This window comes from Marinobacter santoriniensis NKSG1, assembly GCF_000347775.1.
Taxonomy (GTDB): Bacteria; Pseudomonadota; Gammaproteobacteria; order Pseudomonadales; family Oleiphilaceae; genus Marinobacter; species Marinobacter santoriniensis.
This window is the reverse complement of record NZ_APAT01000013.1, coordinates 105771-131624: the sequence shown is the minus strand read 5'-3', so window position 1 is coordinate 131624 and position 25854 is coordinate 105771. Positions and strand designations below refer to the sequence as shown.

The window sequence follows — 25854 nt, the reverse complement described above, 5'->3', positions numbered from 1 at the left end:
TTCAGACTCCCTGCCCTGACTCGTTCAAAGACGTCGACAAGGCCTCCAGGAACCGGGCGTTTTCCTCCGGCAGTCCCACGGAGACACGAAGATGTCCAGGCATCCCATAACCGCCGATCGGCCGAACGATCACACCCTGGGACAGCAGGGATTGATAGACTGCCCCGGCCTTTTCACCCACGTCCACGGCGATGAAATTCCCGACGGACGGGATATAGGACAACCCCAATCGATCAAAACCGTCTGCGAGCTGAATGAGCCCCGCCGCATTCACTTCCCGTGAACGAACCAGATAATCCTCATCGCTCAGAACGGCGGTGGCGGCGGACAGCGCCACCGTATCGACATTGAATGGCTGCCGGACACGATTGAGGATATCGGCAATCTCCGGCGAACTCAGGCTGTATCCAACCCGCAGGGCCGCAAGCCCCCAGGCCTTGGAAAACGTCCGGCAGACAATCAGATTCGGAAACCGGGAGAGCAGTCGAACGCCATCCGGATACTCATCGCCGGTCAGGTATTCACAATAGGCCTCGTCAAGCACAACCAGGACCCGCTCCGGGATACGCTCCAGAAATGCTTCGATGGCGTCCGCAGTGTGCACCGTGCCAGTGGGGTTATTCGGGTTGGCAACGAATACCAGACGGGTCCGGTCGGTCACCGCATTCGCCATCGCCTCCAGATCGTGCCCCCAGTCTCGGGCCGGAACGGACACACCCCGGGCACCAATGGCCTGGGTCACCAGCGGATAGACCGCGAATGCGTATTGGGAATAGATCACTTCGGCGTCGGAATCGGCGAAACAGCGCGCAATCACTTCAAGAACGTCATTCGAGCCGTTACCCAGGGTTATCTGGTCAGGATTGACGCCATACCGTTCGGACAATGCCCGCTTCAGATCGAAGCCGTTGCCGTCCGGATACAGACACAGTTCGGAGAGCGCGTTCCGGGCCGCCGACAGCGCCTTCTCACTGGGGCCCAACGGGTTTTCATTGCTGGCAAGCTTGATAATGCCAGAGGGCTCGAGGCCCAGCTCCCGGGCCAGTTCTTCTATGGGCTTGCCCGGCTGATACGGTGACAGAGCCTGCACACCCCTGACAGCCAGACTCTGGTAATCCACGGCCATGCCATCTTCCTCCGAACCGATTTACCTGGATTTAAAGGACACCAATGGGATAGGAGCCAAGTTTTTTCAGCTCCACCGCTTCCTCATCCACATCTGAAAGCACCTTCCGGACCTGCTCGTCCTCGACGTGACCTTCAAAATCGATGTAGAAAACGTAAGCCCAGGTACCACTGGGCGACGGACGCGTCTCGATGCGGGTCAGGCTGATGCCGTGACGATGGAAGGGTTCCAGCAACTGGTAAAGCGCGCCGGGTTTGTTGCGCATCGACACCAGGATGGACGATTTGTCGTGGCCGCTTGCAGAGACTTCCTCGCGACCAATAATCAGGAACCGGGTGGTGTTATCCGGACGATCCTCGATACAGTTTGCCAGCTTTTCGAGACCGTACAGCTCGGCAGCCATGTCACCGGCAATGGCTGCGGTGCCCGGCTCTTCCGCCGCACGACGGGCCGCCTCCGCATTACTGGAAACAGTGACCCGCTCGATGCCGTACCGGTGGGTATCAAGCCACTGGCGGCACTGCGCAAAGGACTGCTGGTGGGAATAGATCCGGGTAATTTCCTGATCCTTGCTTTCCGGCGACACCAGCAGGTGGTGATGGATACGCAGCTGAACCTCGCCGCAGATCTTCAACGGCGACGACATGAACATATCCAGGGTGTGATTGATCATCCCCTCGGTCGAATTCTCGACAGGCACCACCCCATAGTGTGCTGCGCCAGACTCGACTTCGCGGAAAACCGCATCAATCGCGGGAAGCGGCACACTGACCACTGAATGGCCAAAATGTTTGAGCGCCGCGGCCTGGGTAAAGGTGCCAATCGGCCCCAGGAAGGCGATATGCATCGGTTTTTCCAGAGCGAGACAGGCCGACATGATTTCCCGGAACAGCCGGGCCATCTCTTCGTCCGCCAGCGGCCCCGGATTCTGCTCCTTGATACGGCGAAGCACCTGCGCCTCGCGCTCGGGACGATAAAAGAACACGTCCTGTCCGGGGTTGGCAGCCATTTTGACATTGGCCACTTCCTGGGCGCAGGCGGCACGGGCACTGATCAGATCCATGATCTGCTGATCAATGCTGTCGATCTGGTCCCGCAACTCGGCGAGCCGGGTTTTCTCATCAGTCATGGTCAGCCGCGCTCCCTGGCGAATTCGCTCATGTACTGAATCAACGCATCCACGCCGGCTTCCGGCATGGCGTTATAGATGCTGGCACGCATACCACCAACAGAGCGATGACCTTTCAGATTGAGCAGCCCCCGCGCATCCGCACCTTTCAGGAACTCACCGTTAAGGGCATCGTCCGCCAGCGTGAACGGCACATTCATCCAGGAACGGAACCGTGGCTCGATGGGATTGGCATAGAAGTCGTTATCGTCGATGAAGTCGTAGAGCTTTTTCGCCTTACGATAATTGATCTCGCCCATGGCCTCGACGCCACCCTGCTCCTTCAGCCACTTGAACACGAGTCCGGCCAGGTACCACGAATAGGTGGCCGGCGTGTTATACATGGAAGCGTTGTCGGCGATGACCTGATAGTTCATCATCGTCGGCGTTTCCTTTCGCGCTTTGCCAAGCAGGTCCTTTCGGATAATGACGACGACCAGGCCCGAGGGACCGATGTTTTTCTGGGCACCGGCGTAGATCAGCCCGAAACGGGAGACATCCACCGGGCGCGACAGCATGGTGGAGGACATGTCCGCAACCAGCGGCACGTCACCACTGTCTGGCACAAAATCGAACTCCAGACCACCGATCGTTTCGTTCGGCGTGTAGTGGAGATAGGCCGCATCGGCGCTGGTTCGCCACGCAGACTGGTCAGGGATCGTTACAAAGCCGGAATCCTCGGAACTGGCCGCCACGTTCACAGTGCCATAGCGTTTGGCTTCCGCGATCGCCTTTTTGGACCAGATACCGGTGTTGATGTAGTCCGCGGACGCTTTCTCGCCGAGCAGGTTCAGGGGGATGGTGGAAAACTGGCTGGAAGCTCCACCCTGCATGAAAAGAACCGCGTAATCATCTGAAATTCCGGCCAATTCACGGAGATCTTTTTCTGCTGTTTCAGCGATCGCCACGAACTCGTCACTGCGATGGCTCATCTCCATCACCGACATTCCGGTACCGCGCCAGTCCAGCATTTCCTCCTGGGCCTGTTTCAACACAGGTTCCGGCAACGTTGCCGGACCTGCGCAAAAGTTGAACGCCCTGCTCATTCTTCGCTTTCCTCGCCTTCCATCTCTTCATCATCGGATTCTGCGATCCGCTCGACACCCACCAGACGCTCGTCTTCCTGGGCCAGACGAATCAGGCGCACGCCCTGGGTATTCCGGCTGAGCACCGATACTTCATCGGTCCGCGTACGGACCAACGTACCCTTGTCGGAAATCAGCATCATCTCGTCGCCGTCAAACAGCTGCAACGCCGTGACCAGGTCACCGTTACGCTCGGAACACTGCATGGCGATAACACCCTGACTACCGCGACTGTATGTCGGGAACTCGTCGATGGCCGTGCGCTTGCCGTAACCATGCTCACTGGCGGTGAGGATGACGCCGCCCTCTTCCGGGATAATCAGCGACACCACGTGCTTGCCTTCCGGCATCCGGATACCACGTACACCACGAGCGGTCCGGCTCATGGGACGGACCTGATCCTCGGCAAAACGAACCGCCTTGCCTGCACTGGAGAACAGCATGACTTCGGCATCACCCTTGGTGATTGCCGCGCCCACCAGCGTATCGCCGTCATCAAGATTCAGAGCGATCAGGCCGCTACTGCGCGGACGGGAAAAGTTCGGCAGCGGCGTTTTCTTGACCACACCGTTGGACGTCGCCATCAGGACAAACTGGTCTTCCGGATAGTCCCTGACCGGCAGGAAGGTAGTGATGCGCTCTCCTTCATCCAGCGGCAGGATGTTGACCATTGGACGCCCACGGGAGCCACGGCTACCACGGGGAATCTCGAACACACGCAGCCAGTACACCTTACCCCGGTTGGAGAAACACAGGATGGTGTCATGGGAATTGGCCACCAGCAGCTTTTCAATGAAATCTTCGTCTTTCATCGACGTCGCCGCCTTGCCACGTCCACCACGGCGCTGGGCCTGATAATCTTCAACGGCCTGGGTCTTGGCATAACCGCCGTGGGAAATCGTGACCACCAGATCTTCTTCGTCAATCAGGTCAGCGATGGTCAGATCCCGACGCGAGCTGGTAATTTCAGTGCGACGCTCATCGCCATAATCGCTGACGATCGCCTCGAGTTCCTCGCGGATAACCTGAAGCAGACGCTCCGGATCACCCAGAATGTCCAGCAGATCGGCGATCTTCTCCAGAATGTCTTTGTATTCGTTCTGAAGCTTTTCGGTTTCCAGGCCTGTCAGGCGGTGCAGGCGAAGGTCCAGAATGGCCTGGGCCTGTTCCGGAGAGAGATGGTAGAGCCCCTCACGGAGCCCATAGATCTCCGGCAGATCATCCGGGCGGCAGGCATCCTCACCAGCGCGTTCGAGCATCGCCAGAACGTCGCCCGGCGCCCAACCCTTGTCCATCAGCTTTTCTTTGGCTTCGGCCGCGGTCGGCGATTGCTTGATCAGCTCGATGATTTCGTCGATGTTGGCCAGCGCAACGGTCAGGCCTTCCAGGATGTGGCCGCGCTCGCGGGCCTTGCGCAGCTCGTAGATGGTCCGGCGGGTGACCACTTCCCGGCGGTGACGCAGGAACGCATCCAGCATTTCCTTGAGGTTCAGGATCTTGGGCTCGCCATTGATCAGCGCCACCATGTTGATACCGAACACCGTCTCCAGCTGGGTGTGGGCGAACAGGTTGTTGATCACAACGTCGGCGTTTTCACCGCGACGCAGTTCGATCACAACACGAATGCCTTCCTTGTTGGATTCATCCCGCAGCTCGGAAATGCCCTCAACGCGCTTCTCTTTCACCAGCTCTGCGATTTTCTCGATCAGCCGGGCCTTGTTGAGCTGGTACGGCAGCTCGGTAATGATGATGGATTCGCGACCGGTTTTCTTGTCCTGCTCGATTTCGTGACGGGCCCGGATATAGATCCGGCCACGCCCTGTCCGGTACGCCTCAACGATACCGGCACGGCCGTTGATAATGCCCTGGGTCGGAAAATCCGGGCCCGGGATGTACTCCATGAGCTCGTCCACGGTCAGATCGGCATTATCGATCAGAGCCAGGCAGCCATTGACGACTTCGGTGAGGTTGTGTGGGGGGATGTTGGTCGCCATACCCACGGCAATACCGGAGGAGCCATTCACCAGGAGATTCGGAACCCGGGTGGGCAATACATCGGGTATCCGCTCGGTGCCGTCGTAGTTGTCGACGTAGTCCACCGTCTCCTTGTCCAGATCCGCCAGCAGGGAGTGGGCAATCTTCTCCATGCGAATCTCGGTGTAACGCATGGCTGCGGCGTTATCGCCATCAATGGAGCCGAAGTTACCCTGACCATCCACCAGCGGGTACCGCAGAGAGAACGGCTGGGCCATGCGCACGATGGTGTCGTAGACCGCGGAGTCGCCGTGGGGGTGGTATTTACCGATAACGTCACCGACCACACGGGCCGATTTCTTGTACGCCTTGTTCCAGTCATTGCCCAGCTCGGACATGGCGAACAGTACCCGACGGTGTACCGGCTTGAGGCCGTCTCGTACATCCGGCAGCGCTCGGCCGACGATTACACTCATGGCGTAATCGAGATAGGACTGTTTCAACTCGTCTTCAATGTTTACCGGCAGGATCTCTTTGGCTAACTCACCCATCGAGAAAGGTTCCTTTGCGTTATCTGGAAGTCGTGCAGAAGGCTTTGTCAGCCCCCGTCGTTATTCTTCAACAAGCCGCCAAGCATACCACAGTCAGCCCCGCCACGGGGCAACCGAGACATTGGCTTAACCAAACACCACGGTCTTGTTTTCGTAGGTAATGACCCGGTCCTCAACGTGGGCGCGAAGCCCCCTGGCCAGAACGTTTTTCTCGACGTCCTTGCCCAGACGAACCATATCCTCAATGGAGTCGCTGTGGTTGATCCGGATAACGTCCTGTTCGATGATCGGCCCTTCATCGAGATCCTGGGTCACGTAGTGGCAGGTGGCACCGATCAGCTTGACGCCACGGCTGTAGGCCTGATGGTACGGACGGGCACCCGCAAAGGACGGCAGGAAACTGTGATGGATGTTGATCACACGACCGGCGTATTTTCCGCACAGTTCCGCAGGCAGGATCTGCATGTAACGGGCCAGCACGACGACATCCACCTCGTACTGCTCGAACAGTCCCTCGATGTGCGCGAAGGCCTCGGCCTTGTTTTCTTTGCTGACCGGCACGTGGTGGTAGGGAATCTCGTGCCACTCGACCATCCGACGAAGGTCATCGTGGTTGGACACGACGGCCACGATCTCCGCATTGAGCTCCTTGCTGTGCCAGCGATGAAGGAGATCCGCCAGACAGTGGGATTCCTTGCTGCACATCAGGATCACCCGTTTCGGACGGGCCGAATCCTCGATGCGCCAGTCCATATTGAATTCCCGGGCGATCGGTTCGAATGCCGCGCGGAACTGGTCGAGCCCGAACGGAATGGACTCGGCCTTGATTTCGTGCCGCATGAAAAACCAGCCAGCCTGGGTGTCCGAATGATGGCTTGCCTCAGTGATCCAGCCATTATATGTGGACAGGAAATTACTTACCTTGGCGACAATTCCGACCCGGTCCGGGCAGGAAATCACAAGACGATAGGTATGCTCCATGAAGCCTTTCCTTAACTTGAATCCGGGAAAGCAGGTGCGACAGGATCCGCGGTGGCAAACCGGGGCGGGCAATCGGTACGCACCAGTAAAAATGACCGGCTATCATAGCCTATCTGAACGCCTAAAACGAGGAATGGACGCATGCGGACGATCGTGTTTTTTCTGTTGATGAGTTTTGTCTCCGGGGCCTGGGCCCAGGCCATTCTGGAAGGCGAGCGGTTCCACCCCGTCGAAGCCCGTCACGGCATGGTGGCCACCAGTCACACCCTGGCGACAAAAATAGCCCTCGATGTACTGAAATCCGGCGGCAATGCAGTGGATGCTGCCGTCACCGCGGGGTTCGCCCTGGCCGTGACCCAACCCCGGTCCGGCAACATCGGCGGTGGCGGATTCATGCTGATTTCTCCCGGGGATGGTGGCGACGTTGAAGCCATCGACTATCGGGAGAAGGCACCGGCCGGAGCCACCGAAACCATGTTTCAGGACGAAGACGGCAATGTCGTAACCAACCGGAGTCGCTTTACCCACCTGGCGGCCGGTGTGCCGGGAACCGTGGCAGGCTTCGCCATGGCACTGGAGCGCCACGGAACCATCTCATTGAAAGAAGCCCTGGCTCCGGCGATCAAACTCGCACGGGAAGGCTTTATCGTACCGCCCCGGTTTACGGAAGGCCTTGAACAGGCAAAGGAACGCCTGCAACGCTGGGAAGCCACGCGAAATACCTTCTACAAAGACGACGGCTCCCCCTGGCAGCCCGGTGAGCGGTTCCGGCAGCCAGACCTGGCGGACACCCTGCAACGTATCGCCGACCAGGGGATCAAAGGCTTTTATCAGGGTAAAACCGCCGAGCTGATCGAAGCGGAAATGCAACGCCATGGCGGCCTGATTACCCGGGACGACCTGAAAAACTACGAACCGGTGATCCGCAAGCCGGTTCATGGCACCTACCGGGGATACGATGTATTTTCCATGTCACCGCCCTCCTCCGGTGGCACCCACATCGTCCAGATTCTGAATATCCTTGAGGGCTACCCCATCGGCTCCTGGGGCCATAACTCGGCAAAAACGATCCACCACATGGCCGAAGCCATGAAACTGGCCTACGCTGATCGCTCAAAGTACCTTGGCGATTCCGATTTCGTCGACGTTCCGGTCAAAGGCCTGACGAGCAAAGCCTACGCAAAGGAGCTCCGGGAAGGCATTGACCCCGACCACGCCCGGCCCTCGAGTGATATCCGGCCAGGAGACCCGGCGCCCTATGAGAGCAATGAAACCACGCACTTCTCGGTTGTCGACCAATGGGGCAACGCGGTTTCCAACACCTACACGATCAATTTCAGCTACGGCTCGGGCATAACGGTGGCCGGTGCGGGCTTTCTGCTTAACAACGAAATGGATGACTTCAGCGCCAAACCGGGGGTGCCCAATGCCTACGGCCTCATCGGTGGTGACGCCAACAAGGTGGAGCCTGGCAAACGAATGCTCAGCTCCATGTCTCCGACAATCGTCCGCAAGGATGGCAAAAACTGGCTGGTAACCGGCAGTCCGGGTGGTTCCCGAATCATTACCACCACCTTGCAAGTCATCATGAATGTCATCGACCATAATATGAATATACAGACGGCGGTGAACGCCCCACGCATCCATCACCAGTGGTTGCCGGATGAAATCCGTGTCGAACAGGGTGTCAGCCCCGATACGATCCGGCTGCTGGAGGATAAGGGGCACAAGGTCGTCACGAAGACCGCGATGGGGGCCATTCAGAGTATTCTGATTGATGAGAATGGCACACTCTATGGTGGCGCGGATCCACGGCGAAGCACATCCTCCGCCATGGGCTTTTGATGCAACCGATTGACCGGGGTCACCGACCCCACGGGAGGCACCATGTATCTTTCTGTACAATTAAGCTGTTATCCCCTCAAAGACGACTACAAGCAGCCCATCTGGGACCTGATTGCCCGACTGGAGCAGTCAGGCCTGGAAGTGTATTCCGGGCGAATGAGCACAGAGCTCTTTGGTGAATACGACGAGGTCATGAAAGTACTTTCGGACACCATGAAGTGGTCCTTCGAGACCTATGGCAAGTCCGTTTTCGTGGCAAAAATCATGGAGGGCGACCGGAGGCCCAGATGACATCACAGCAGGGACCAGACCAGCAGAAACCCGGCGACAGCAACCCACAGCCGGCCATTCCCAACCAGTTTGCGTTTCTCTGGTTAAGTGCGGCCATATTCCTGATGGTGCTGTGGATGCAGGACAGCAACCAGCCTCGCCAGCAGGATCTGGCCTATTCGGAGTTCAAGACTGCGGTGGCCCAGAACCAGGTTTCCGAGGTCACATTGAAGTCCGAGGACATCATCGGAAAATTCACCGATAGCGGTACCGCCGCGTTCAGCAGCGACCAGACCTCGAACCAGAAACCGGCGACCACCTTCCATACCATCCGACCGCCCATGGACGATCCGGAGCTGTTGCCACTACTGGAAAAAAACAGCGTTACCATTCGGGCCACGCCTTCGGGCCTGCCCTGGTGGCAGGAACTGATTCGTGGATTCCTGCCGTGGATTCTGCTCCTGGCCCTGATGTTCTGGTTCTGGGGTGCCGCCCAGCGACGCATGAGCCAGGGTGGAGGCGGACTGTTTGACTACGCCAAATCCAAGGCTCGCCGGGCCCGCAAGGAAACCTCCCACACCACGCTGGATAACGTGGCCGGAATCGAGTCGGCCAAACGGGAAATCACCGAGATCATCGATTTCCTGAAAACGCCAGAACGGTTTCGCCGGCTGGGTGCGGTAATGCCCAAAGGCGTGCTGCTGGTTGGTCCGCCGGGCACCGGCAAGACCCTGCTGGCCCGCGCCATTGCGGGTGAAGCAGATGTGCCCTTCTTCAGCATCAGCGCTTCGGAATTCATCGAGATGTTTGTGGGTGTCGGCGCGGCACGCGTGCGAGACATGTTCCAGACCGCGCGGAAGGAGGCCCCGGCCCTGATTTTTATTGACGAACTGGATGCGGTAGGCCGTTCCCGCGGAACCGGCCTTGGGGGCGGACACGACGAACGGGAACAGACCCTGAACCAGATCCTCACCGAAATGGACGGTTTCGAGGAACACGAAAACGTGCTGGTTCTCGCTGCGACCAACCGACCGGATGTCCTGGACAGTGCCCTGCTCCGCCCCGGACGCTTCGACCGGACCATCACCCTGGACCGCCCCCACAAGGATGCGCGGGAAGCGATCCTCGCGGTTCACGTGCGGAATACACCTCTGGCAGACGATGTAAATCTGGGTCAGATTGCCGCGCGCACCATTGGTTTTTCGGGCGCAGACCTGAAAAACCTGGTGAACGAAGCTGCCCTGACAGCCGTTCGGGAAAACAAGGACAAAGTCGATGCCCGATGCTTTGATGAAGCCAGAGACAGGCTGATTCTCGGCGAGGAACGCGATGCCAAGCTGACGCCCGAGGAAAAAGAAGCCGTGGCCTACCATGAATGCGGCCACGCCATCATGGCCTATTTCATGCCCAAGGCAGACCCACTGACCAAGATCACCATCATTCCCCACGGCATGGCCATGGGGGTCACCGAGCAGACACCGAAGGAAGACCGGTATACGTTTACCGAGAGCTACCTGAAGGATCGGATCAAAGTCATGCTCGGCGGTCGATCCGCCGAAAAAATCGTGTATGGCGAGGTCAGTACCGGCGCCCAGAACGACCTGAAAGAGGCCACCAAACTGTTGCGCAAGATGATTGGCCAATGGGGTATGAGCGAAAAGCTGGGCCCCCTGGGTCTGAGCGTGGGCGAGGAGCATGTGTTCCTGGGCCGGGAAATGGGCGCCCCCAGGGAATTCAGTGAAAAAATGGCAGAGCTGATCGACGGAGAAATCCAGTCTCAGCTGCTGGAACTGGAAAAGGCCACTGTCGATTTCCTCAACGAGCACCGGAACCATCTTGATGCCCTGGCCAAGCGGGTACTCAAACAGGAAACCATGTCAGCCGAGGAGATCGACGAAATCCTGCGCAAGGAGGACGCCCGCGCCATCGCCTGAACACCATTCAGCTGTAGCTGGCCAGCATATCGCTGTACATGGTCAGGCAGAACCCGAACACGGCGCCCAGGGGTGGGCTCCAGTGATGATTCAGGCGCGACTGGGGGGCAATATCCTGGAAGATCAGGTACAGGATGCCCCCGGACGCCACCAGCATGATGGCACCAAGGACCTCCCGATGCCCGGCGAGGAAAAAGTACCCCAGCAGGCCGGCAACCGGCCCCGAGATGACCAGCATACTCATGAAACGAAGCGTCTTGCCGGGCGTGTATCCCGGCTGATCGTTGAGCTCCCGGTAAGCATTGAAGCCCTCCGGGAGGTTCTGGAGCGCAATCAGCGCGGCCATCAGGGGCGCGATTTTCGGGCTTGCCACAATCAACCCACCCAGTGCCGCCGCTTCGGGAATGTAATCAAGCAATACACCAGTGAGCTGGGGCGCCTCCTTCTGTTTGACGCCCAGCAGTCGCTCAATGCCGAAAAACAGCAGACCGCCTCCAAGAATGAAGTAGATCCCCAATACCGAATGCCCCATCTCCTTTAGCCCTTCCGGCACCAGAACGACGGCAACAGCGCCCACGAGGATTCCTCCGCCGAACGCAATCAGAAAGTGGCGAAACTCCTGCTCCAGCCAATTGGGGCTGATGCGCTCGATGCTGGCCAGCACTCCCCCAAGGGGTATGCAGGCTCCGGCCAGGGTTGTCAGGGCGAAAATATAGACGACATCCGCGTACAGGGCATTCAGAGACATCAGCAAAACATTCCGGAAAGGTCTGGGGGTCAGGATGTTACCGTAATGGGCATGTTCAGTTCGACCACCAGGCGATCCATGTCATGCTCGTCAAACACACTGCATTGGCGACTGAGAACCAGCTGACCTGCGGACTCCTCCCGAAGCAAACGAGCAATCTGGAGTGCACTGGCACGGGGGATCACACGGATCCGGGCGCTGGCATCGTGGGCTGCCAGCTGCTGCTCGATGGCCCTGACTGCATCCGGATTACCGGCGCGCTCGCTTCGAATCAGCACGGTCAATGGCTGCCGGTGTCGGCGGGCAAGCTCCAGGGCCGCCGACAGGGTTCGGTGATTCTCAAGCTGATCGTCGTTCAGCAACACCACGACACGGTTGCGCTGCCGGGGTTTCAGCTCGGTCCAGAGCAACACATCACCGGGCGCTTTGCGTATCAGGCCCCGCGCAGTCGATCCCAGGCGCGATCCCGGCATCGCCGACCAGCCGGCACGCCCCATCACCACAAGGTCGTCGGGAGTCGCCAGGCCAAGTACTTCGTGAATCACACTACCGCGACAGAGCTTGAGGGCCTGGCGAAGACCCCGGCCACCTACGGCCTGCTCGAGCGACCGGCGCGCCTGTTCTGCAAGTGCGCGAAGGCGCGTTTCCATCACGGCACTGTCCATAGGGCGCGTGGCGCCCGAGCTTGCTCCCACCTCCCGTGCGAAACCGTAACCAGCGCTGCGAAGAACATCCACTTCTTCAACGAACACCCCCAGGACTTCCGCGCCCCTGACAGCGGCAATCTCCGCCGCTGCCTCCAACGCCAGCATGCTCAGACGTGAACCGTCCAGTAACACCAGAACGCGACCGACAGACGGGGTCGCCGGCCTGGATTCGGGCTGATCAGTCATTGCTGGTTTTACCTCCCTCGCCATTGTTCCTGTCATCGTCCGGTTTCCGACTGACTTCCGCGAATGCCTTCAATCGCGCCTGCACCTTGCCGTTGAACGTGCCCTCCGGATAGTTGCCCTCCTCGTCCGGCACACCGGCTTCCATGCCGGTGAGCAGCTCAATCGCCTCACTGATGTCCGAGATCGGGTAGATGGCAAAATGCCCCTCAGCCATGGCATCGCGGACCTCCTGCTTCAGCATCAGGTGTTCGATGTTACTCGCCGGCAGCAACACTCCGTGGCTGTCCACTTCCCCGGCGTCCCGACAGACGCTGAAAAAGCCCTCGATCTTCTCGTTCACCCCGCCAACCGCCTGCACCTCACCATGCTGGTTCATGGAACCGGTAACGGCGAAGGTCTGTTTCAGCGGGACACCGGCAATGGCCGATAGCAGAACACAGGTTTCGGCGACCGACGCCGAATCGCCTTCGACGCCACCGTAGGATTGCTCGAACGCCAGACTGGCAGACAGTGACAGGTCGCCGTCTCCGGCGTAACGACTGGCCAGGAAACGGGACAGGATCATTACTGCCTTGCTGTGAATCGGGCCGCCCAGCTTGGCTTCCCGCTCGATATCCACCACCTGCCCCTTACCCGGTCGGGCCGTTGCCGTGATGCGCGTTGGCTGACCGAACATAGAGGCCCCAAGACGCAGCACCGACAGACCATTGACCTGTCCGATGGCTTCTCCGCGGGTCGCGATCTTCACAACCCCCCGGCTGATCTGCTCCATGCTCCGGTCACGGACCCGGCTGGCACGATATTCCCGCTCATCGATGGCCTGTTGCACATGCGCCGCATCAATGAACGAGGCATCCTGCTGCCCAGCCCAGTGGTCCGCCTCCGTTAACAGATCCTTGAGCACCCGATCGTGGGCCGTGAGTTTTTTCTGGTCGCTGGCCAGCCGGCTGGCGTGCTCAATCAGTCGCGCCACAGCATCCCGGGTAAGCGGACGCGCTTTTACGTCCCTGGCCATGGTCGCGATCATACGGGCATAGAGGCTGTAGCAGGTGTCGTCCCGATCCAGATCGTCTTCAAAATCTGCCTCAACCTTGAACAGGTCCAGGAAATCCGGATCGTAATGGGACAGCAGGTAATACAGCGTCCTATCGCCCAAAAGGACAACCTTGACCGATACCGGAATCGGTTCCGGCTGAAGGCTCACCGTACTGACAAGGCCATAAAGCCGCTCCAGCGACTCGATGCGGATTTCACCGGAGAAGAGAATCCGTTTGAGACTCTCCCACGCCATGGGCTGGCTCAGTACCCTGCGGGCGTCCAGGATCAGGTACCCACCGTTCGCACGATGCATGGAACCACCCTTTATCAGGGTGAAATCCGTGTAGAGTGTGCCCTGGCGCGCACGATGCTCGATCTGCCCCGTCAGGTGCTGATGGTTGGGAAGATCCTCATAGATGACTGGCGCCCCCTCAGTCTCGGCGTTGTCGACCAGCAGGTTCACCCGGTAACGCACCAGCAACCCCGCGGGTGGCCCGTTTTCACTGTCCTGAAAGACTTCCGCGTGCTCGACCACGTCTTCCCGGACCCGATCCAGATGATCAACGATCTCCGGAAGATGGGACCATTTCTGGCGCAATTCACCGATGGGACCTCCAAGGGTCAGCTGTACCATCTCCTCATTCAGGGCATGCACGCGCTCGCGCACCTCTTTGCGTAAACGGGGAATCTGCTGAATGGTCTGCTGCAGTTTTTTCTGAAGCTCCTCAACCTTGGATTCAACCAGTTCCTTTTCCTCGTCGGAAAACGTCTTGTAATCCTCCGGATCAATGACCTCGCCATTACGCATGGGGGCGAACGTAAAGCCCGCAGGCGTGGTGATCATGGCGATATTGTTCTGGTTGGCCTCCTCCTGGATATCGAACAGTCCCTGGTGCTGTCGTTTGGCCATCTCCTCCTGAAGTTCCTGGAGCCGGGACTGGTATTCCTCACTCTCGAACGTAGCCGGAATAGCGGTTCGCAACTCGTCGGCCAGACCATTCATGTCCTTGCGGAACTCCCGACCCTGACCTGACGGCAGGGACAAAGCCCGGGGCCGATCCGCATTTTCAAAGTTGTAAACGTGACACCAGTCGGACGGCACTGCCTGTTCGCTGGCATGTTTGCCCAGAAAGCGCTCGACCAGCTCGTGCTTCCCGGCACCCGATGGCCCCAGAACGAACAGATTGAATCCGTCGGCCCGCATGCTGGCGCCGAACTCAAGGGCCCGAAGTACCCGATCCTGACCACAGGGCAACTCGAGATTTTCGAGGGTTTCGGTGGTTTCAAACTCCAGCTTCTCGGGCGGACAACGGTGGTAAACCTGATCGATGTCCAGGGGGGCGGGTACTGTCATCAACAACTCCTCTGGGCAATACTCGTGGTGAGTGATGAAACGGTGAGTGACTCAAAGAATAGACCACAGCAGCCGGATGTTCAGGCCGTGCGTCCAACCGGTGTGACGTTATCACGTCTAGCCATCAACACATTATGAGCTGGGTCAGGCAGCAGGCCAGATAAGACGCCGGCGAAAACCATAATAGGAATCGAAATGAAAGCGGACAGACGCTGAAAAAGAAAAATGCGGACAAGTCCAACCAGCATCAAAATTCACGAAAATAGATAGAACTACTTACGATCTTATGCGAAAAAGTTACATTCTTATGCGAACCTTCATTCACCTCTTGTCGTCTTAAGTAATGAATCCGGATTTTTCCGATAGCTGAACAATGAGGTTGTTTATGAACACAAAACCCTTCATCACTGCCGCCCTGATTGGTTCTTTCTTCGCCAGCTCAGCAACACTGGCTGCCGGCGGCCCCGGTTACGGCGGCGGACATCGGGCCAGTACCGCCTCTACCGACACAGAAACATCCACCAGCACGGACAGCACCAGTTCCGACCTGACCACCGTTGAGGTCAGTGACCTTCAGTACATGCGCGAAGAAGAGAAGCTGGCCCGGGATGTCTATCTGACCCTGGACCAATACTGGGGCCAACAGACTCAGGTCTTCGCGCAGATTGCGCTGTCGGAGGAATCCCATACCAGCACGGTAAATTACCTGCTGGACAAGTTTGACGTCGAAGATCCCGTGGTGAATGACACGATTGGTGTTTTCGTCAATGAGGAGCTTCAGGCGCTCTACAATGAGCTCGTCGCCAAGGGCGAAAACTCCTTCCTGGACGCCCTTTATGTCGGCGCGCTGATCGAGGAAAAAGACATGGTGGACATTCTCGCCGCCATCAACGAGACCGATGAACGCCCCATCATTCTGGCCTACTCCAACCTGCTGGACGGCTCCAAAAGCCATCTGCGCGCCTTCGTGAGCGTGATCGAGGCCCAGGGCATAACCTACGAAGCCCAGATCCTCGATTCGGAAGAAGTCGAGTTGATTATTGAAGAGGAAGACGAGGACTGAACCCTCGTTCCGGTTACGGAAAACACGAAAGGGCAGCCGATGGCTGCCCTTTTTTGTCGTGCACGACCGGCGCAGGATCTACTGTTCGTTCTCGAGCTTGTCCTGGGTCCGGAGCTCGAAATCGCTGGCATCGTGACGTTCATGCAACTGGGACGACAGATCCCCCCAGGTCTTGTTCACCATCCGGCCGCGCTTCACGGCCGGCCGTTGCGCCACCTCGTCAGTCCAGCGAACCACATTCGTGTAGGTGTGGGTCTGGAGAAACTCCGCTGCCTCATACACCATGTTCTTCACCAGCGCGCCATACCAGGGCCAGATGGCCATATCGGCAATAGTGTACTCGTCGCCGGCAATGTATCGGTTTTCCGCAAGCTGACGATCCAGGACATCCAGCTGACGCTTGACCTCCATGGTGTAGCGGTTAATCGGATACTCGTACTTTTCCGGCGCATAGGCATAGAAATGTCCGAACCCGCCACCAAGGAAGGGTGCGCTACCCATCTGCCAGAATAGCCAGTTCAGGGCCTCGGTGCGGCCGACCAGATCCTGAGGCAGAAACTCACCAAATTTTTCAGCCAGATACAGCAGGATGGAGCCGGACTCGAAGATCCGGACCGCCGGATCCACGCTGTGATCCATCATCGCGGGTATCTTGGAGTTGGGATTCACCTTCACAAACCCGCTGCCAAACTGGTCGCCTTCGGTAATCCGAACCAGCCAGGCATCGTATTCCGCGCCTTTGTGGCCTTTCTCCAGCAATTCTTCCAGCATCACCGTGGCTTTCACACCGTTCGGTGTCGCCAGGGAATAGAGCTGGATCGGATGCTTGCCGACCGGCAGTTCCTTGTCATGAGTCGGCCCTGCGATCGGGCGGTTGATGCTGGCAAAGCGGCCACCGCTTTCGGCATCCCATTTCCAGACCTTCGGCGGTGTGTAGGTGGGGTCGCTCATTGTGACATGTCTCCGTTTAATGAATAGGAAGCTACCTCTGACTCTACAGGAAAAGTTCCTGGACGGTGAAGGTTTACGAACTTTACGCGATAAAGACCACCGGCGCAGGATTCTCCTGACAATGGATCAGCTATCGATGGAAAAAGACACGATCCGTGATAAGTGGCTATACGGAAGGCCCGTCTCACGATGCCAGCGATTGAACGCTTCCTGAGCCTGGATCAATCTCTTTTTCGACCCGGGAGAGGCGTCCACCAGCCCTTCCCTCTCAAGAACCGTGACGACATCCGGCGAGAGGATAAAACCGTCCCATCCGACCCGGCGAAGGAAATACTGGGCCGATGCGCCTCCAAGGCGACTGCCGTGTCGCTTCAGCCATAGCAGCAATCCGGCCTGATCGTCCGACGGCCACTGGCTTAGAAAGGCACCAAAACTGCCATGCTCCCGCGCAGCATCCACAATCATCCGGGCATTCTCCGGAACCGTGCGGATTTTCTGCATGTTGCGCACAATACGCTCATCCTTTGCCAGCTCTTCCAGCACCTCCGGAGGTACCTGTTGCCAGTACAGTGGCACAAAGCCCTGGAAAGCTGCTTCAAAATCCGACCATTTGTTCTCGATCACCCGCCAGACAAATCCGGCCTTGAAAACACAGCGGGTCATCTCGGACAGGTAACGATCATCGCCCCTTGCTTCCAACTCACCCGGCCCGGCAATGCGAGGCATCAGGGCCGCCATAGCGGTTTCGCCGCCTTTACGGCGAGCGGCGCGGTCATGGATGGGCGCAAATGACATAGATATTCTCCTGACTCCGGATAACCATTCCGTAAGGCTTGCTTTAAGGAAACTTTAAGGACGATCGACAACAGTCATCGAGGCTCCCGGGGTTCTTCGTGTTTGAACTGACGGGGTTCATTTCCAATGGCAAGAAGGATGTCTGAGATGAATGTATCCGCTTCGGTACAGGCTCAGCAACTGATGCAGATGGCATCGGCCCAGGCCAAGCCCGCTGCACAGACTGCGCAGCAGGTACCGCCTACTGCAAACGCGACCGGGGAGGAGACGTCCGAATCCCCTGCCGTGCAAATGGCTGAAGGAGAGATTGGCGGCAGGATCAATACCTACGCCTGAATAACAGCCAGCAGGCGGTCGTTCTACGACCGCCTGTCCGACTGCATCAGTGTTGCCCCACCATCTTCGCCAGTTTGGCGACATCGGCTTTCACCGCCTCGTTCGGCTCGCTCTGGATGGCCATGAACGTGGGGTGGCCCTGATCGTCAAACGCGAGAACGGCGCTGGAGTGCGACACATTGTAATTGCCACTCTCGTCCGGTTCATCGTAGCTGTAGGAAACCCGATAGCGATTGGCAATGTCGTCGATCTGCGCTTTCGAACCGGTCAGCCCGATGAACTCGGGTCCGAAGGCGTCTGTGTAGGTGGCAAGTGACTCTGGCGTATCTCTTTTCGGATCCACCGAAACAAAGAGCACCTGGACCCGGTCCCGCAGGGTACCGTCCAGTTGCTGCAGGATGGCTCTCAGACGAGCGAGTGTCGTCGGGCAGACATCCGGACAGTGGGTATAGCCGAAAAACAGGAGCGTCGCCTTGCCGGCGTAGTCCTGTTCGGTAACGGTGTTGCCGTTCTCGTTGACCAGTTTGAAATCCAGGGGCGGCAGAACATCGGAAACGTCCTGCGTCCTCCAGTCTTCGCCAGTACAACCGGCCAGGATCATCACGACAAACAGCGGAAACAAGAGTTTGGACATAGGCTCCCGGTTAATTCAATCGATGGGGCCGCCACCTTACATGGCGGCAGGAGACACAACCTTGAAGGACACCGGCATCGGGTCCCGGCCCTCGAACTCGAGCGTGATGACCACATCGTCACCGACTTTCAGAGGCGCAGAACGCTTCATCAGCATCAGATGGTAGCCGGATGGCGCGAACTCGAAGTCTTCACCGGCAGCCACGTCGATTTCGGGCACGGCCTTCATGTGAGCCATCCCGTCCTTTTTCATGCTCATGTGCATGTGGACCATTCCGAAAGCATCACTGCGAGCGCCCACGAGCTTGATGGTTTCGTTGGTACCGTTATGCAGCTTGAAATAGCCGGCACTGGGAATGTCGCCCGGCATCAATCTCACTTTCGGGTTCGAGACAGCCACATCGGAGGCGAAAGCCAGGCCAGTGGACAGGAGAAGCGCTGAAACTCCCACCAGCAATGAGCGGAAAAATGGATACATGGAGTGCTCCTTGAAAGGTTGAATCGGGCAAGCTGTGGTATCGAACACGCACTCTACCAACCGGCTCCCCGGTGTCACAGCAGATGCGACATTTGGTCTCAGCCGCCAGTCATGTCAGAACGTGTCGCAGAGCGTGGAAAATCCGCAACGGGACTGGAATGCCTGGGAGGAGGTATCCAGAACAACCTTTTTATTGACCGTTTCGTAGTAGAAAGACGAGAAGCCCTTATCGCTACCAGTCACACGGTAAGTGCCACAGACACCGTAACCATGATCCACCCGCTGGAGGTTCACAACTTCGACGTCTGCATTGCCTGCATTCACGGCAGCAGCAATCGCCTGCTGAACCTCGGCATCACCGCGGGTTTCGGAAAGCGCCTGCCCTCCGAAAATCACAGCCCCCAGGATCACAAAGACTGCCAGGGGAACAATGAATACAAGAACAAAGGAACGTGTCTGCGTCATGGTCGGGCTATGACTCCCAGTTACTCGAAGGAATGCGCTTGATGTGAATGTGACTGATCAGCCGGATGGTAGGGCGAATCAGAAACTGGAAGCTGCCAATGATAAACAACCAGACGGCCGCCGTCTCGTATTCCGGAAACAGGAACAGAATACTGCCGATCAGGAACCAGATAGCAATGAAAAAGTCGTTAATGATACTCAGGACCTCGTATCGACGGCGAATGATCAACTCTTCCCGTCCAAGCTTCAAGGTCAGTGGGTTATCCGTCCAGTCTTCAACCATGACTGATCCTGTTTCCGGTCAATGATATTGGCAACTCGATAAACACTGCCTCACTGCATGGCCTTGTAGGCCTCGTCAGTACGGGCGGCCATGATGAAGTCATTCTTGTGCAGACCCCCTATTTTGTGGGTCCACCAGCGAACCGTCACCTTGCCCCATTCCAGCAGGATGGCCGGGTGATGGTTTTCCGCTTCGGCCAGGTCCGCCACTTTGTTGGTGAACGCCTGGGCCTCGGCAAAATTCCGGAATTTGAATGCATGCCGGAGCTGCTCTTCCCCGTCCAGGGTTTCAACTTCCCAGCCGGGCACATCTTTCAGCAGCTCTGCCTTTTCGGCATCACTGACTCTGGGCGCATCGGCACTGCAGGCTTCACAGGATTGCTGTCTCAATTGGGTCATATTCGAACCTCCTTTTTGCTCCCTGCCATTACGTTGGGTGCAACACTCCGGTTTATCAACCCGTGCTTGAAATCCGGCCCACTTCAGAATACTGTATATTTAAACAGTATTGGAGAGCCCCACCATGAGCGAGCTGCTGAATACACTGATGCAGGACGCACGGGTCTGGCAGGGACACCGGCACAACAAAATTGCCACGCCTTCGGAGCCAACCGGCTACCAGGTACTGGACAATCAGCTTGGCGGCATTGGCTGGCCCCGGGGCGCCCTGAGCGAATGCCTTGTCGATCAACCGGGCATCGGCGAAATACATCTGCTGCTGCCACTGATGCAACGGCTGACCGGCACGGGCAAAACCGTGTTCTGGCTGAATCCGCCCCATACCCCCTATGCTCCGGCCCTGGCCCGGGAGGGGATCAACCTGGATCAGGTCGTCATGATTCAGGCCGAGGACGAAGGGGATTTCCTCTGGACCCTGGAAAACTGCCTGCGTTCCCCCGTTACCGGCCTGGTACTGGCGTGGCCGGGCAAACTGGCCACTCGCGACATACGTCGGCTCCAGCTTGCGTCAGAAGCTGGCAGCAACGTGTGCGTGTTGTTCCGGGAGCGACGGCATACAGATCAGAATTCCCCGGCCGCTTTGCGACTGGAGCTGACACCGGGTGATCGCCAGGATCTGAAGGTCAATGTGGTCAAGCGGCGTGGTAGCTGGCCCGGCCAGCGCTGCAGCCTGGCCATGGCGCACCGGGCTGACCTGGCTTTCCGGGACACCCCTCAGGTGGTTCAGGGTCCCTGGCACCAATCGCGGCGATAGGACCAACATGCTCTGGCTGTACCTGCACTTTCCACACTTGCTGTTGGATCACATTCGCCGCGATCGTCAGGAGCAACGCCCCCTGGTCATCGTGGAAGGCACCGGACAACGTGTACTCCAGTCCTGCCCGGAAGCCCGGAATCGGGGGGTTCAGACCGGCATGCGCTTGAAAACCGCCATCACACTGGTGCCGGAACTGGGTATCGTGCGAGCGCAGCCCGAACAGGACGAGCGGATACTGGAAGACCAGGCCCGGTGGCTGTACCGGTACGCCGCTCATATTACTCTGACGCCCCCTGATGGTCTGTTGGCCGAAATCGGCAGCCTGCAAAAACTGTACGGTGGTTTGCCAGCGGTCTGGCAAACCGTGGAGCAGGCGCTGGATGAACATCGGCTCACGGCCTGGGCGGCTACCGGTCATACCCCGCTGGCCGCCCGCCTGATTGCCCGGGCCGGCAAGGGCGAATGCACGGGAGACCGGGGACACATCCTCCGCACCCTGGAGGCCATGCCCCTGATGGCGGCGGAGTTTGATGCCAAAACCTGCACCCGTCTGCAACGACTGGGGCTGAACACCCTGGGCGAGGTGTTTGCCCTGCCTGCACCGGAACTGGCACGCCGCCTGTCTCCGGAAACCCTCGCACGCATCCAGAGAATCCAGGGTTCTCGCCCGGATCCCCAATCCCCCTGGCAGCCGCCCCACTCTTTTCGCCAGCAGGCAGACTTTGTACAGGAAATTGAGCATAGCCAGGGCTTGCTGTTCCCCCTCCAGCGCATGCTCTCGGAACTGGAAGACGACCTGTGTTGGCGCCAGCAGGATACTGACAGCCTGCACCTGATCCTGCAGCATCGGCATGAGGAGGGTACCCGCCTGCGTATCCGGACGTCCGGCCCGGAACACCGGGCTGATGCGTTTCTGAACCTGATCCGGCTGCGGCTCGAACAACAACCACTTCGAGCCCCTGTCGTGGCACTGGTGCTGTCGGTGAAACGCTTTGTCGGGCGCGAAGCCCCCACAGGACAGGATCTCCTGGGCGAAAGCCAGGACCTGAACGAAGCCTGGCACACCCTGATCAGCCGTTTACAGGCCCGATTGGGCGATCACGCCCTGAAACGACTGTCCCCCCGGGAAGACCATCGACCGGAAAGGGCCTGGTCGGCCTCGGAGGTGCAAAGCAAACACAAAACCCGCCTGACCAATCCGGAGTATCTGCCCCGCCGCCCTGTCTGGCTGCTTCAGGGGCCACAGCCCCTGACCGAACCACCAATAGCCTGGTTTTCGGGCCCGGAACGCATCAGCGGTGGCTGGTGGGATGGCGAACGGGTGCACCGGGACTACTACATTGCCCAGCTACGGAGCGGGCAGCTGGCCTGGGTTTTCCGGGATGTGCGTGAGGGCTGGTTCATCCATGGCTGGTTTGGATAGCGCCATGCCCGGCTACGCCGAACTCTTCTGCTTCAGCAATTTCACCTTCCTGACCGGTGCCTCCCACCCTCATGAACTGGCTCAGAGGGCAGCAGAACTGGGCTATGCTGCTCTGGCCATCACCGATGCCTGCTCCGTCGCCGGCATTCCCCGGGCCTGGGCCGCGCTGAAGGACAGCCCGGTGAAGCTGATCACCGGCAGCTGGTTCGCTCTGGAGGATGCCCCGGACGGTGCCGCAACGCCCCGATTCATCCTCCTGGCCCGTACCCGACGGGGCTATGGCCAGTTATGCCAACTGATTACCACTGGCCGTCGTCGGGCCGAAAAAGGTCAATACCGGTTACTCTTCAGGGACGTGGAAACCCACGAACTGGATGACTGCCTTTGCCTCTGGCTGCCACCTACCGTTGCCGAGGCAAACGCCAACCGGGCACAGGCTTGTGGTGAGTGGCTGAACCGGCTGTTTGAGCATCGACTCTGGATCGCCGCCGCCCGCACCCTGGAATCCGGCGAAGAACACCATCTGGCCCGTGTCCGATGGCTTGCAGAACAACTCCACTGCCCGATCACGGCCTGCGGCGAAGTGCATATGCATACCCGGGAGCGCCAGCCCCTGCAGGATGTACTGACCGCCCTGCGCCATCACACGCCCCTGGAACAGGCCGGCCATTGCCTGTTCCAGAACGGTGAACGTTACCTGCGTCCGCTGCCCGTTCTGCAACGGCTGTTTCCCGAAGAATGGCTGCACCAGACCCTTCGCATTGCCGAAGCCTGTTCGTTCGAACCGGGCAGCCTGCGTTACGAGTATCCTCCGGATCTGGTTCCCTCCGGAGAAACCCCGGCCGGCTACCTCAAACGCCTGACTCACGAGGGCGAACGCCAACGCTACCCCGGAGGCACGCCGCTGCAGGTCCAGGCCCTGATCCGCAAGGAGCTGGAACTGATTTCGGAGATGAAGTACGAACACTACTTCCTCACCATTCACGACATCGTCGCCTTCGCCCGGAGCCAGGGCATCCTGTGCCAGGGCCGCGGGTCAGCCGCCAATTCCGCAGTGTGTTACTGCCTGGGCATTACAGAGGTAAACCCCGCTAACGTGGAACTGCTGTTCGAGCGGTTCATCTCCAAAGACCGGGATGAACCGCCGGATATCGACGTGGATTTCGAACATGAACGCCGGGAAGAGGTCATCCAGTACATCTATCAGCGCTATACCCGGGAACGGGCTGCGCTGGCCGCAACCGTCATCCGCTACCGTCCGCGCAGCGCCATCCGGGATGTTGGCAAAGCCCTGGGATTCGATCCGGCACTGGTCGAACAGCTGCTGGATGGCATCGACTGGCGGGACAAGGCTACCAACTGGCGCCAGCAGGTACTGGACAAGCACCTTACCCGGAATCCATCAGTGGCAGATCAGTTCTTTACCCTGGTCAACACCTTGCTGGGCTTTCCCCGGCATCTGTCCCAGCATGTAGGCGGTTTTGTCATCAGCGCCGGGCCCCTGGCGGAACTGGTCCCGGTGGAAAACGCCGCCATGCAAGACCGTACCGTCATCCAGTGGGACAAGGACGACCTGGAAAGCCTGGGCCTGATGAAGGTGGACGTACTGGCCCTCGGCATGCTCTCCGCCATCCGTAAGGCACTGACCCTGATCGGCGAACAGAAAGGCGAGCCTTTCAATATCCAGGACATTCCACAGGAAGATCCGGCCACCTACGCCATGCTTCAGAAAGGCGACAGCATCGGCGTGTTCCAGGTAGAATCCCGCGCCCAGATCAACATGCTGCCCAGACTCAGGCCGGAAACCTATTACGATCTGGTGATCGAAGTCGCCATCGTGCGGCCCGGCCCGATCCAGGGGGATATGGTTCACCCGTACCTGCGTCGAAAACATGGCCTGGAACCCGTGGACTACCCCAATGACGCGGTCCGCCGGGTCCTCGAACGCACCCTCGGCGTTCCCATTTTCCAGGAGCAGGTCATCAAACTTGCCATGGTGGCCGCCGGTTTCTCGGCTGGCGAAGCCGATCAGCTCCGCCGCGCCATGGCCGCCTGGAAATCCCATGGCGACCTGACACCTTTTCGTGAAAAACTCATCACCGGCATGCTCGAACGGGGCCACGATGCTGATTTCGCAGAACGCCTGTATCAGCAGATCTGCGGCTTCGGCGGCTACGGCTTCCCGGAATCCCACGCCGCCAGCTTTGCCCTGCTGGTCTACGTGTCCGCCTGGATCAAACGACATTACCCGGCGGCGTTTTACTGTGCCCTGCTCAACAGCCAGCCCATGGGCTTCTATTCGCCCTCCCAGCTGGTCCAGGATGCCCGCCGCCATCGGGTTCAGGTGTTGCCTCCCGATGTAAACCACAGCCAGTGGGACCACACCCTCGAAAGCCCGGATCACCACCTGCGCCTGGGCCTGAGAATTATCCAGGGACTGTCCCGTGAAGGCGCCAACCGCATTCACCAGAACCGGCCTGACAGCGGCTACCGCTCCGCAACCGAACTGCGACGCCAGGCCCACCTGAACCAGCGGGATATGGAACTGCTCGCCGGCGCCAATGCCATGCCCGGATTCACCGCCAACCGCCACCAGGCTTACTGGCAACTGCTGGATCACGAACAACCGGCTGCCCTGTTCGCAGAGGACATACCAGCGGACTACCAGCCAGACCACTGTACCCTGCTCCCCGACCCCAGCGAAGGCCAGAACGTCCTGGCCGATTACGCCAGCCAGGGCCTCACCCTGCAACGCCATCCACTGGCCCTGCTCCGGGAACAGGGGCACCTGCGCTTTTGCCTGACCTCCGAACAACTGAAGAGCACGAAGGCCGGGATTCCCGTCCAGGTCGCCGGTCTGGTCACCGGCCGTCAACGCCCCAGCTCCGCCTCCGGCGTGACCTTCGTCACCCTCGAAGACGAAACCGGCAACGTTAATGTGGTGGTGTGGCTCGAAACCGCACGACGGCAACGCAAACCGCTGCTGACCGCTCGGTTGTTACACGTGAAGGGTGTTCTGGAGAGAGAGGGCGATATCGTTCACGTTATGGCGGGAAAGCTCTCGGATCTTAGCCATCTGATAAAGACGCTTCCAGTCACTTCAAGAAATTTTCACTAAGATCTCAGAAGCGACAACTCGAAAGTCCAGGAGTGTATGCGGGGACCTTCTTTCAGGAATGTCGGAGGCCATGGATGGCCGGAGTCAAGCGCACAGGGATGTGCTCGTAGCGGTTCCTGAAAGAAGG

Annotated in this window: 23 protein-coding genes; 8 read left to right on the top strand and 15 right to left on the bottom strand. The window is 58.7% G+C overall.

Going from position 1 to position 25854, the window contains the following annotated elements; translation table 11 throughout:
• Position 1: 1 nt before the first annotated feature.
• The 5 genes from hisC to purU all read right to left on the bottom strand — a co-directional run bounded on the left by hisC (position 2) and on the right by purU (position 6885).
• Positions 2-1126, bottom strand: a complete 1125-nt coding sequence (gene hisC / locus MSNKSG1_RS04435) for a histidinol-phosphate transaminase (RefSeq protein ID WP_008938046.1) — start codon at positions 1124-1126, stop codon at positions 2-4.
• A gap of 31 nt (positions 1127-1157) precedes the next feature.
• Positions 1158-2255, bottom strand: a complete 1098-nt coding sequence (gene pheA, locus MSNKSG1_RS04430; RefSeq protein ID WP_008938045.1) for a prephenate dehydratase — start codon at positions 2253-2255, stop codon at positions 1158-1160.
• Positions 2256-2257: 2 nt separating this feature from the next.
• Positions 2258-3340: a 3-phosphoserine/phosphohydroxythreonine transaminase gene (gene serC / locus MSNKSG1_RS04425; protein ID WP_008938044.1), complete on the bottom strand. Its 1083-nt coding sequence runs from the start codon at positions 3338-3340 to the stop codon at positions 2258-2260.
• Positions 3337-5904 carry a DNA gyrase subunit A gene (gyrA, locus tag MSNKSG1_RS04420; protein ID WP_008938043.1) on the bottom strand — a complete coding sequence of 856 codons (2568 nt, stop codon included), beginning with the start codon at positions 5902-5904 and terminating at the stop codon, positions 3337-3339. The genes serC and gyrA overlap by 4 nt, the downstream gene beginning before the upstream one ends.
• A 126-nt stretch (positions 5905-6030) precedes the next feature.
• Complete coding sequence (gene purU, locus MSNKSG1_RS04415) at positions 6031-6885, bottom strand: formyltetrahydrofolate deformylase (RefSeq protein ID WP_008938042.1); 855 nt, start codon at positions 6883-6885, stop codon at positions 6031-6033.
• A 141-nt stretch (positions 6886-7026) separates the two neighbouring features.
• Here purU and ggt point away from each other — a divergent pair, with 141 nt between their 5' ends.
• From ggt to ftsH, 3 genes are read left to right on the top strand one after another with little or no spacing between them, the layout of a single operon-like run.
• Entirely contained in the window at positions 7027-8730 is a 1704-nt protein-coding gene (gene ggt / locus MSNKSG1_RS04410; protein WP_008938041.1) for a gamma-glutamyltransferase, read from the top strand.
• Positions 8731-8772: 42 nt separating this feature from the next.
• Positions 8773-9021, top strand: a complete 249-nt coding sequence (locus MSNKSG1_RS04405) for a YkoF family thiamine/hydroxymethylpyrimidine-binding protein (protein ID WP_008938040.1) — start codon at positions 8773-8775, stop codon at positions 9019-9021.
• Entirely contained in the window at positions 9018-10934 is a 1917-nt protein-coding gene (gene ftsH, locus MSNKSG1_RS04400; RefSeq protein ID WP_008938039.1) for an ATP-dependent zinc metalloprotease FtsH, read from the top strand. The genes MSNKSG1_RS04405 and ftsH overlap by 4 nt, the downstream gene beginning before the upstream one ends.
• A gap of 7 nt (positions 10935-10941) precedes the next feature.
• Here the strand turns inward: ftsH and MSNKSG1_RS04395 are convergent, their stop codons facing one another.
• Genes MSNKSG1_RS04395 through MSNKSG1_RS04385 form a run of 3 tightly spaced genes read right to left on the bottom strand, consistent with a single transcriptional unit; the run spans position 10942 to position 14967 of the window.
• Positions 10942-11682: a ZIP family metal transporter gene (locus MSNKSG1_RS04395; RefSeq protein WP_008938038.1), complete on the bottom strand. Its 741-nt coding sequence runs from the start codon at positions 11680-11682 to the stop codon at positions 10942-10944.
• Positions 11683-11711: 29 nt separating this feature from the next.
• Positions 11712-12575: a universal stress protein gene (locus MSNKSG1_RS04390; RefSeq protein ID WP_008938037.1), complete on the bottom strand. Its 864-nt coding sequence runs from the start codon at positions 12573-12575 to the stop codon at positions 11712-11714.
• Positions 12568-14967, bottom strand: coding sequence for a Lon protease family protein (locus tag MSNKSG1_RS04385; protein WP_008938036.1), 2400 nt, complete (start codon positions 14965-14967; stop codon positions 12568-12570). The genes MSNKSG1_RS04390 and MSNKSG1_RS04385 overlap by 8 nt, the downstream gene beginning before the upstream one ends.
• A 385-nt stretch (positions 14968-15352) precedes the next feature.
• Here MSNKSG1_RS04385 and MSNKSG1_RS04380 point away from each other — a divergent pair, with 385 nt between their 5' ends.
• Positions 15353-16030: a DUF2202 domain-containing protein gene (locus MSNKSG1_RS04380; protein ID WP_008938035.1), complete on the top strand. Its 678-nt coding sequence runs from the start codon at positions 15353-15355 to the stop codon at positions 16028-16030.
• A gap of 78 nt (positions 16031-16108) precedes the next feature.
• On the opposite strand, the gene yghU is transcribed toward MSNKSG1_RS04380, so the two are convergent.
• Positions 16109-16981, bottom strand: a complete 873-nt coding sequence (gene yghU, locus MSNKSG1_RS04375; protein WP_008938034.1) for a glutathione-dependent disulfide-bond oxidoreductase — start codon at positions 16979-16981, stop codon at positions 16109-16111.
• A gap of 126 nt (positions 16982-17107) precedes the next feature.
• Positions 17108-17776 carry a DNA-3-methyladenine glycosylase I gene (locus MSNKSG1_RS04370; protein ID WP_008938033.1) on the bottom strand — a complete coding sequence of 223 codons (669 nt, stop codon included), beginning with the start codon at positions 17774-17776 and terminating at the stop codon, positions 17108-17110.
• 147 nt (positions 17777-17923) lie between these two features.
• On the opposite strand from MSNKSG1_RS04370, the gene MSNKSG1_RS04365 reads away from it, so the two are divergent.
• On the top strand, positions 17924-18112 hold the full coding sequence (locus MSNKSG1_RS04365) for a hypothetical protein (protein WP_008938032.1): 189 nt from the start codon (positions 17924-17926) through the stop codon (positions 18110-18112).
• Positions 18113-18158: 46 nt separating this feature from the next.
• On the opposite strand, the gene MSNKSG1_RS04360 is transcribed toward MSNKSG1_RS04365, so the two are convergent.
• The 5 genes from MSNKSG1_RS04360 to MSNKSG1_RS04340 form a co-directional block, all read right to left on the bottom strand.
• Positions 18159-18746 (bottom strand): SCO family protein, encoded by a 588-nt coding sequence (locus MSNKSG1_RS04360; RefSeq protein WP_008938031.1) that lies wholly within the window; start codon positions 18744-18746, stop codon positions 18159-18161.
• Positions 18747-18782: 36 nt separating this feature from the next.
• Complete coding sequence (locus tag MSNKSG1_RS04355) at positions 18783-19223, bottom strand: copper chaperone PCu(A)C (RefSeq protein WP_008938030.1); 441 nt, start codon at positions 19221-19223, stop codon at positions 18783-18785.
• Positions 19224-19337: 114 nt separating this feature from the next.
• Positions 19338-19688, bottom strand: a complete 351-nt coding sequence (locus MSNKSG1_RS04350; RefSeq protein WP_008938029.1) for a hypothetical protein — start codon at positions 19686-19688, stop codon at positions 19338-19340.
• 7 nt (positions 19689-19695) lie between these two features.
• The gene (locus tag MSNKSG1_RS04345) at positions 19696-19971 is read right to left on the bottom strand and encodes a YrhK family protein (protein ID WP_008938028.1); all 276 of its coding nucleotides are present in this window, start codon (positions 19969-19971) and stop codon (positions 19696-19698) included.
• Between the two features lie 50 nt (positions 19972-20021).
• Positions 20022-20369 carry a 4a-hydroxytetrahydrobiopterin dehydratase gene (locus tag MSNKSG1_RS04340; protein WP_008938027.1) on the bottom strand — a complete coding sequence of 116 codons (348 nt, stop codon included), beginning with the start codon at positions 20367-20369 and terminating at the stop codon, positions 20022-20024.
• Between the two features lie 124 nt (positions 20370-20493).
• Between MSNKSG1_RS04340 and imuA the strand changes: the two genes are divergently transcribed.
• The 3 genes from imuA to MSNKSG1_RS04325 are packed head-to-tail and all read left to right on the top strand — an operon-like array spanning position 20494 to position 25727.
• Positions 20494-21183, top strand: a complete 690-nt coding sequence (imuA, locus tag MSNKSG1_RS04335) for a translesion DNA synthesis-associated protein ImuA (RefSeq protein ID WP_008938026.1) — start codon at positions 20494-20496, stop codon at positions 21181-21183.
• 7 nt (positions 21184-21190) lie between these two features.
• Entirely contained in the window at positions 21191-22609 is a 1419-nt protein-coding gene (locus MSNKSG1_RS04330; RefSeq protein WP_008938025.1) for a Y-family DNA polymerase, read from the top strand.
• Positions 22593-25727: an error-prone DNA polymerase gene (locus tag MSNKSG1_RS04325; protein ID WP_008938024.1), complete on the top strand. Its 3135-nt coding sequence runs from the start codon at positions 22593-22595 to the stop codon at positions 25725-25727. The genes MSNKSG1_RS04330 and MSNKSG1_RS04325 overlap by 17 nt, the downstream gene beginning before the upstream one ends.
• Positions 25728-25854: the final 127 nt, after the last annotated feature.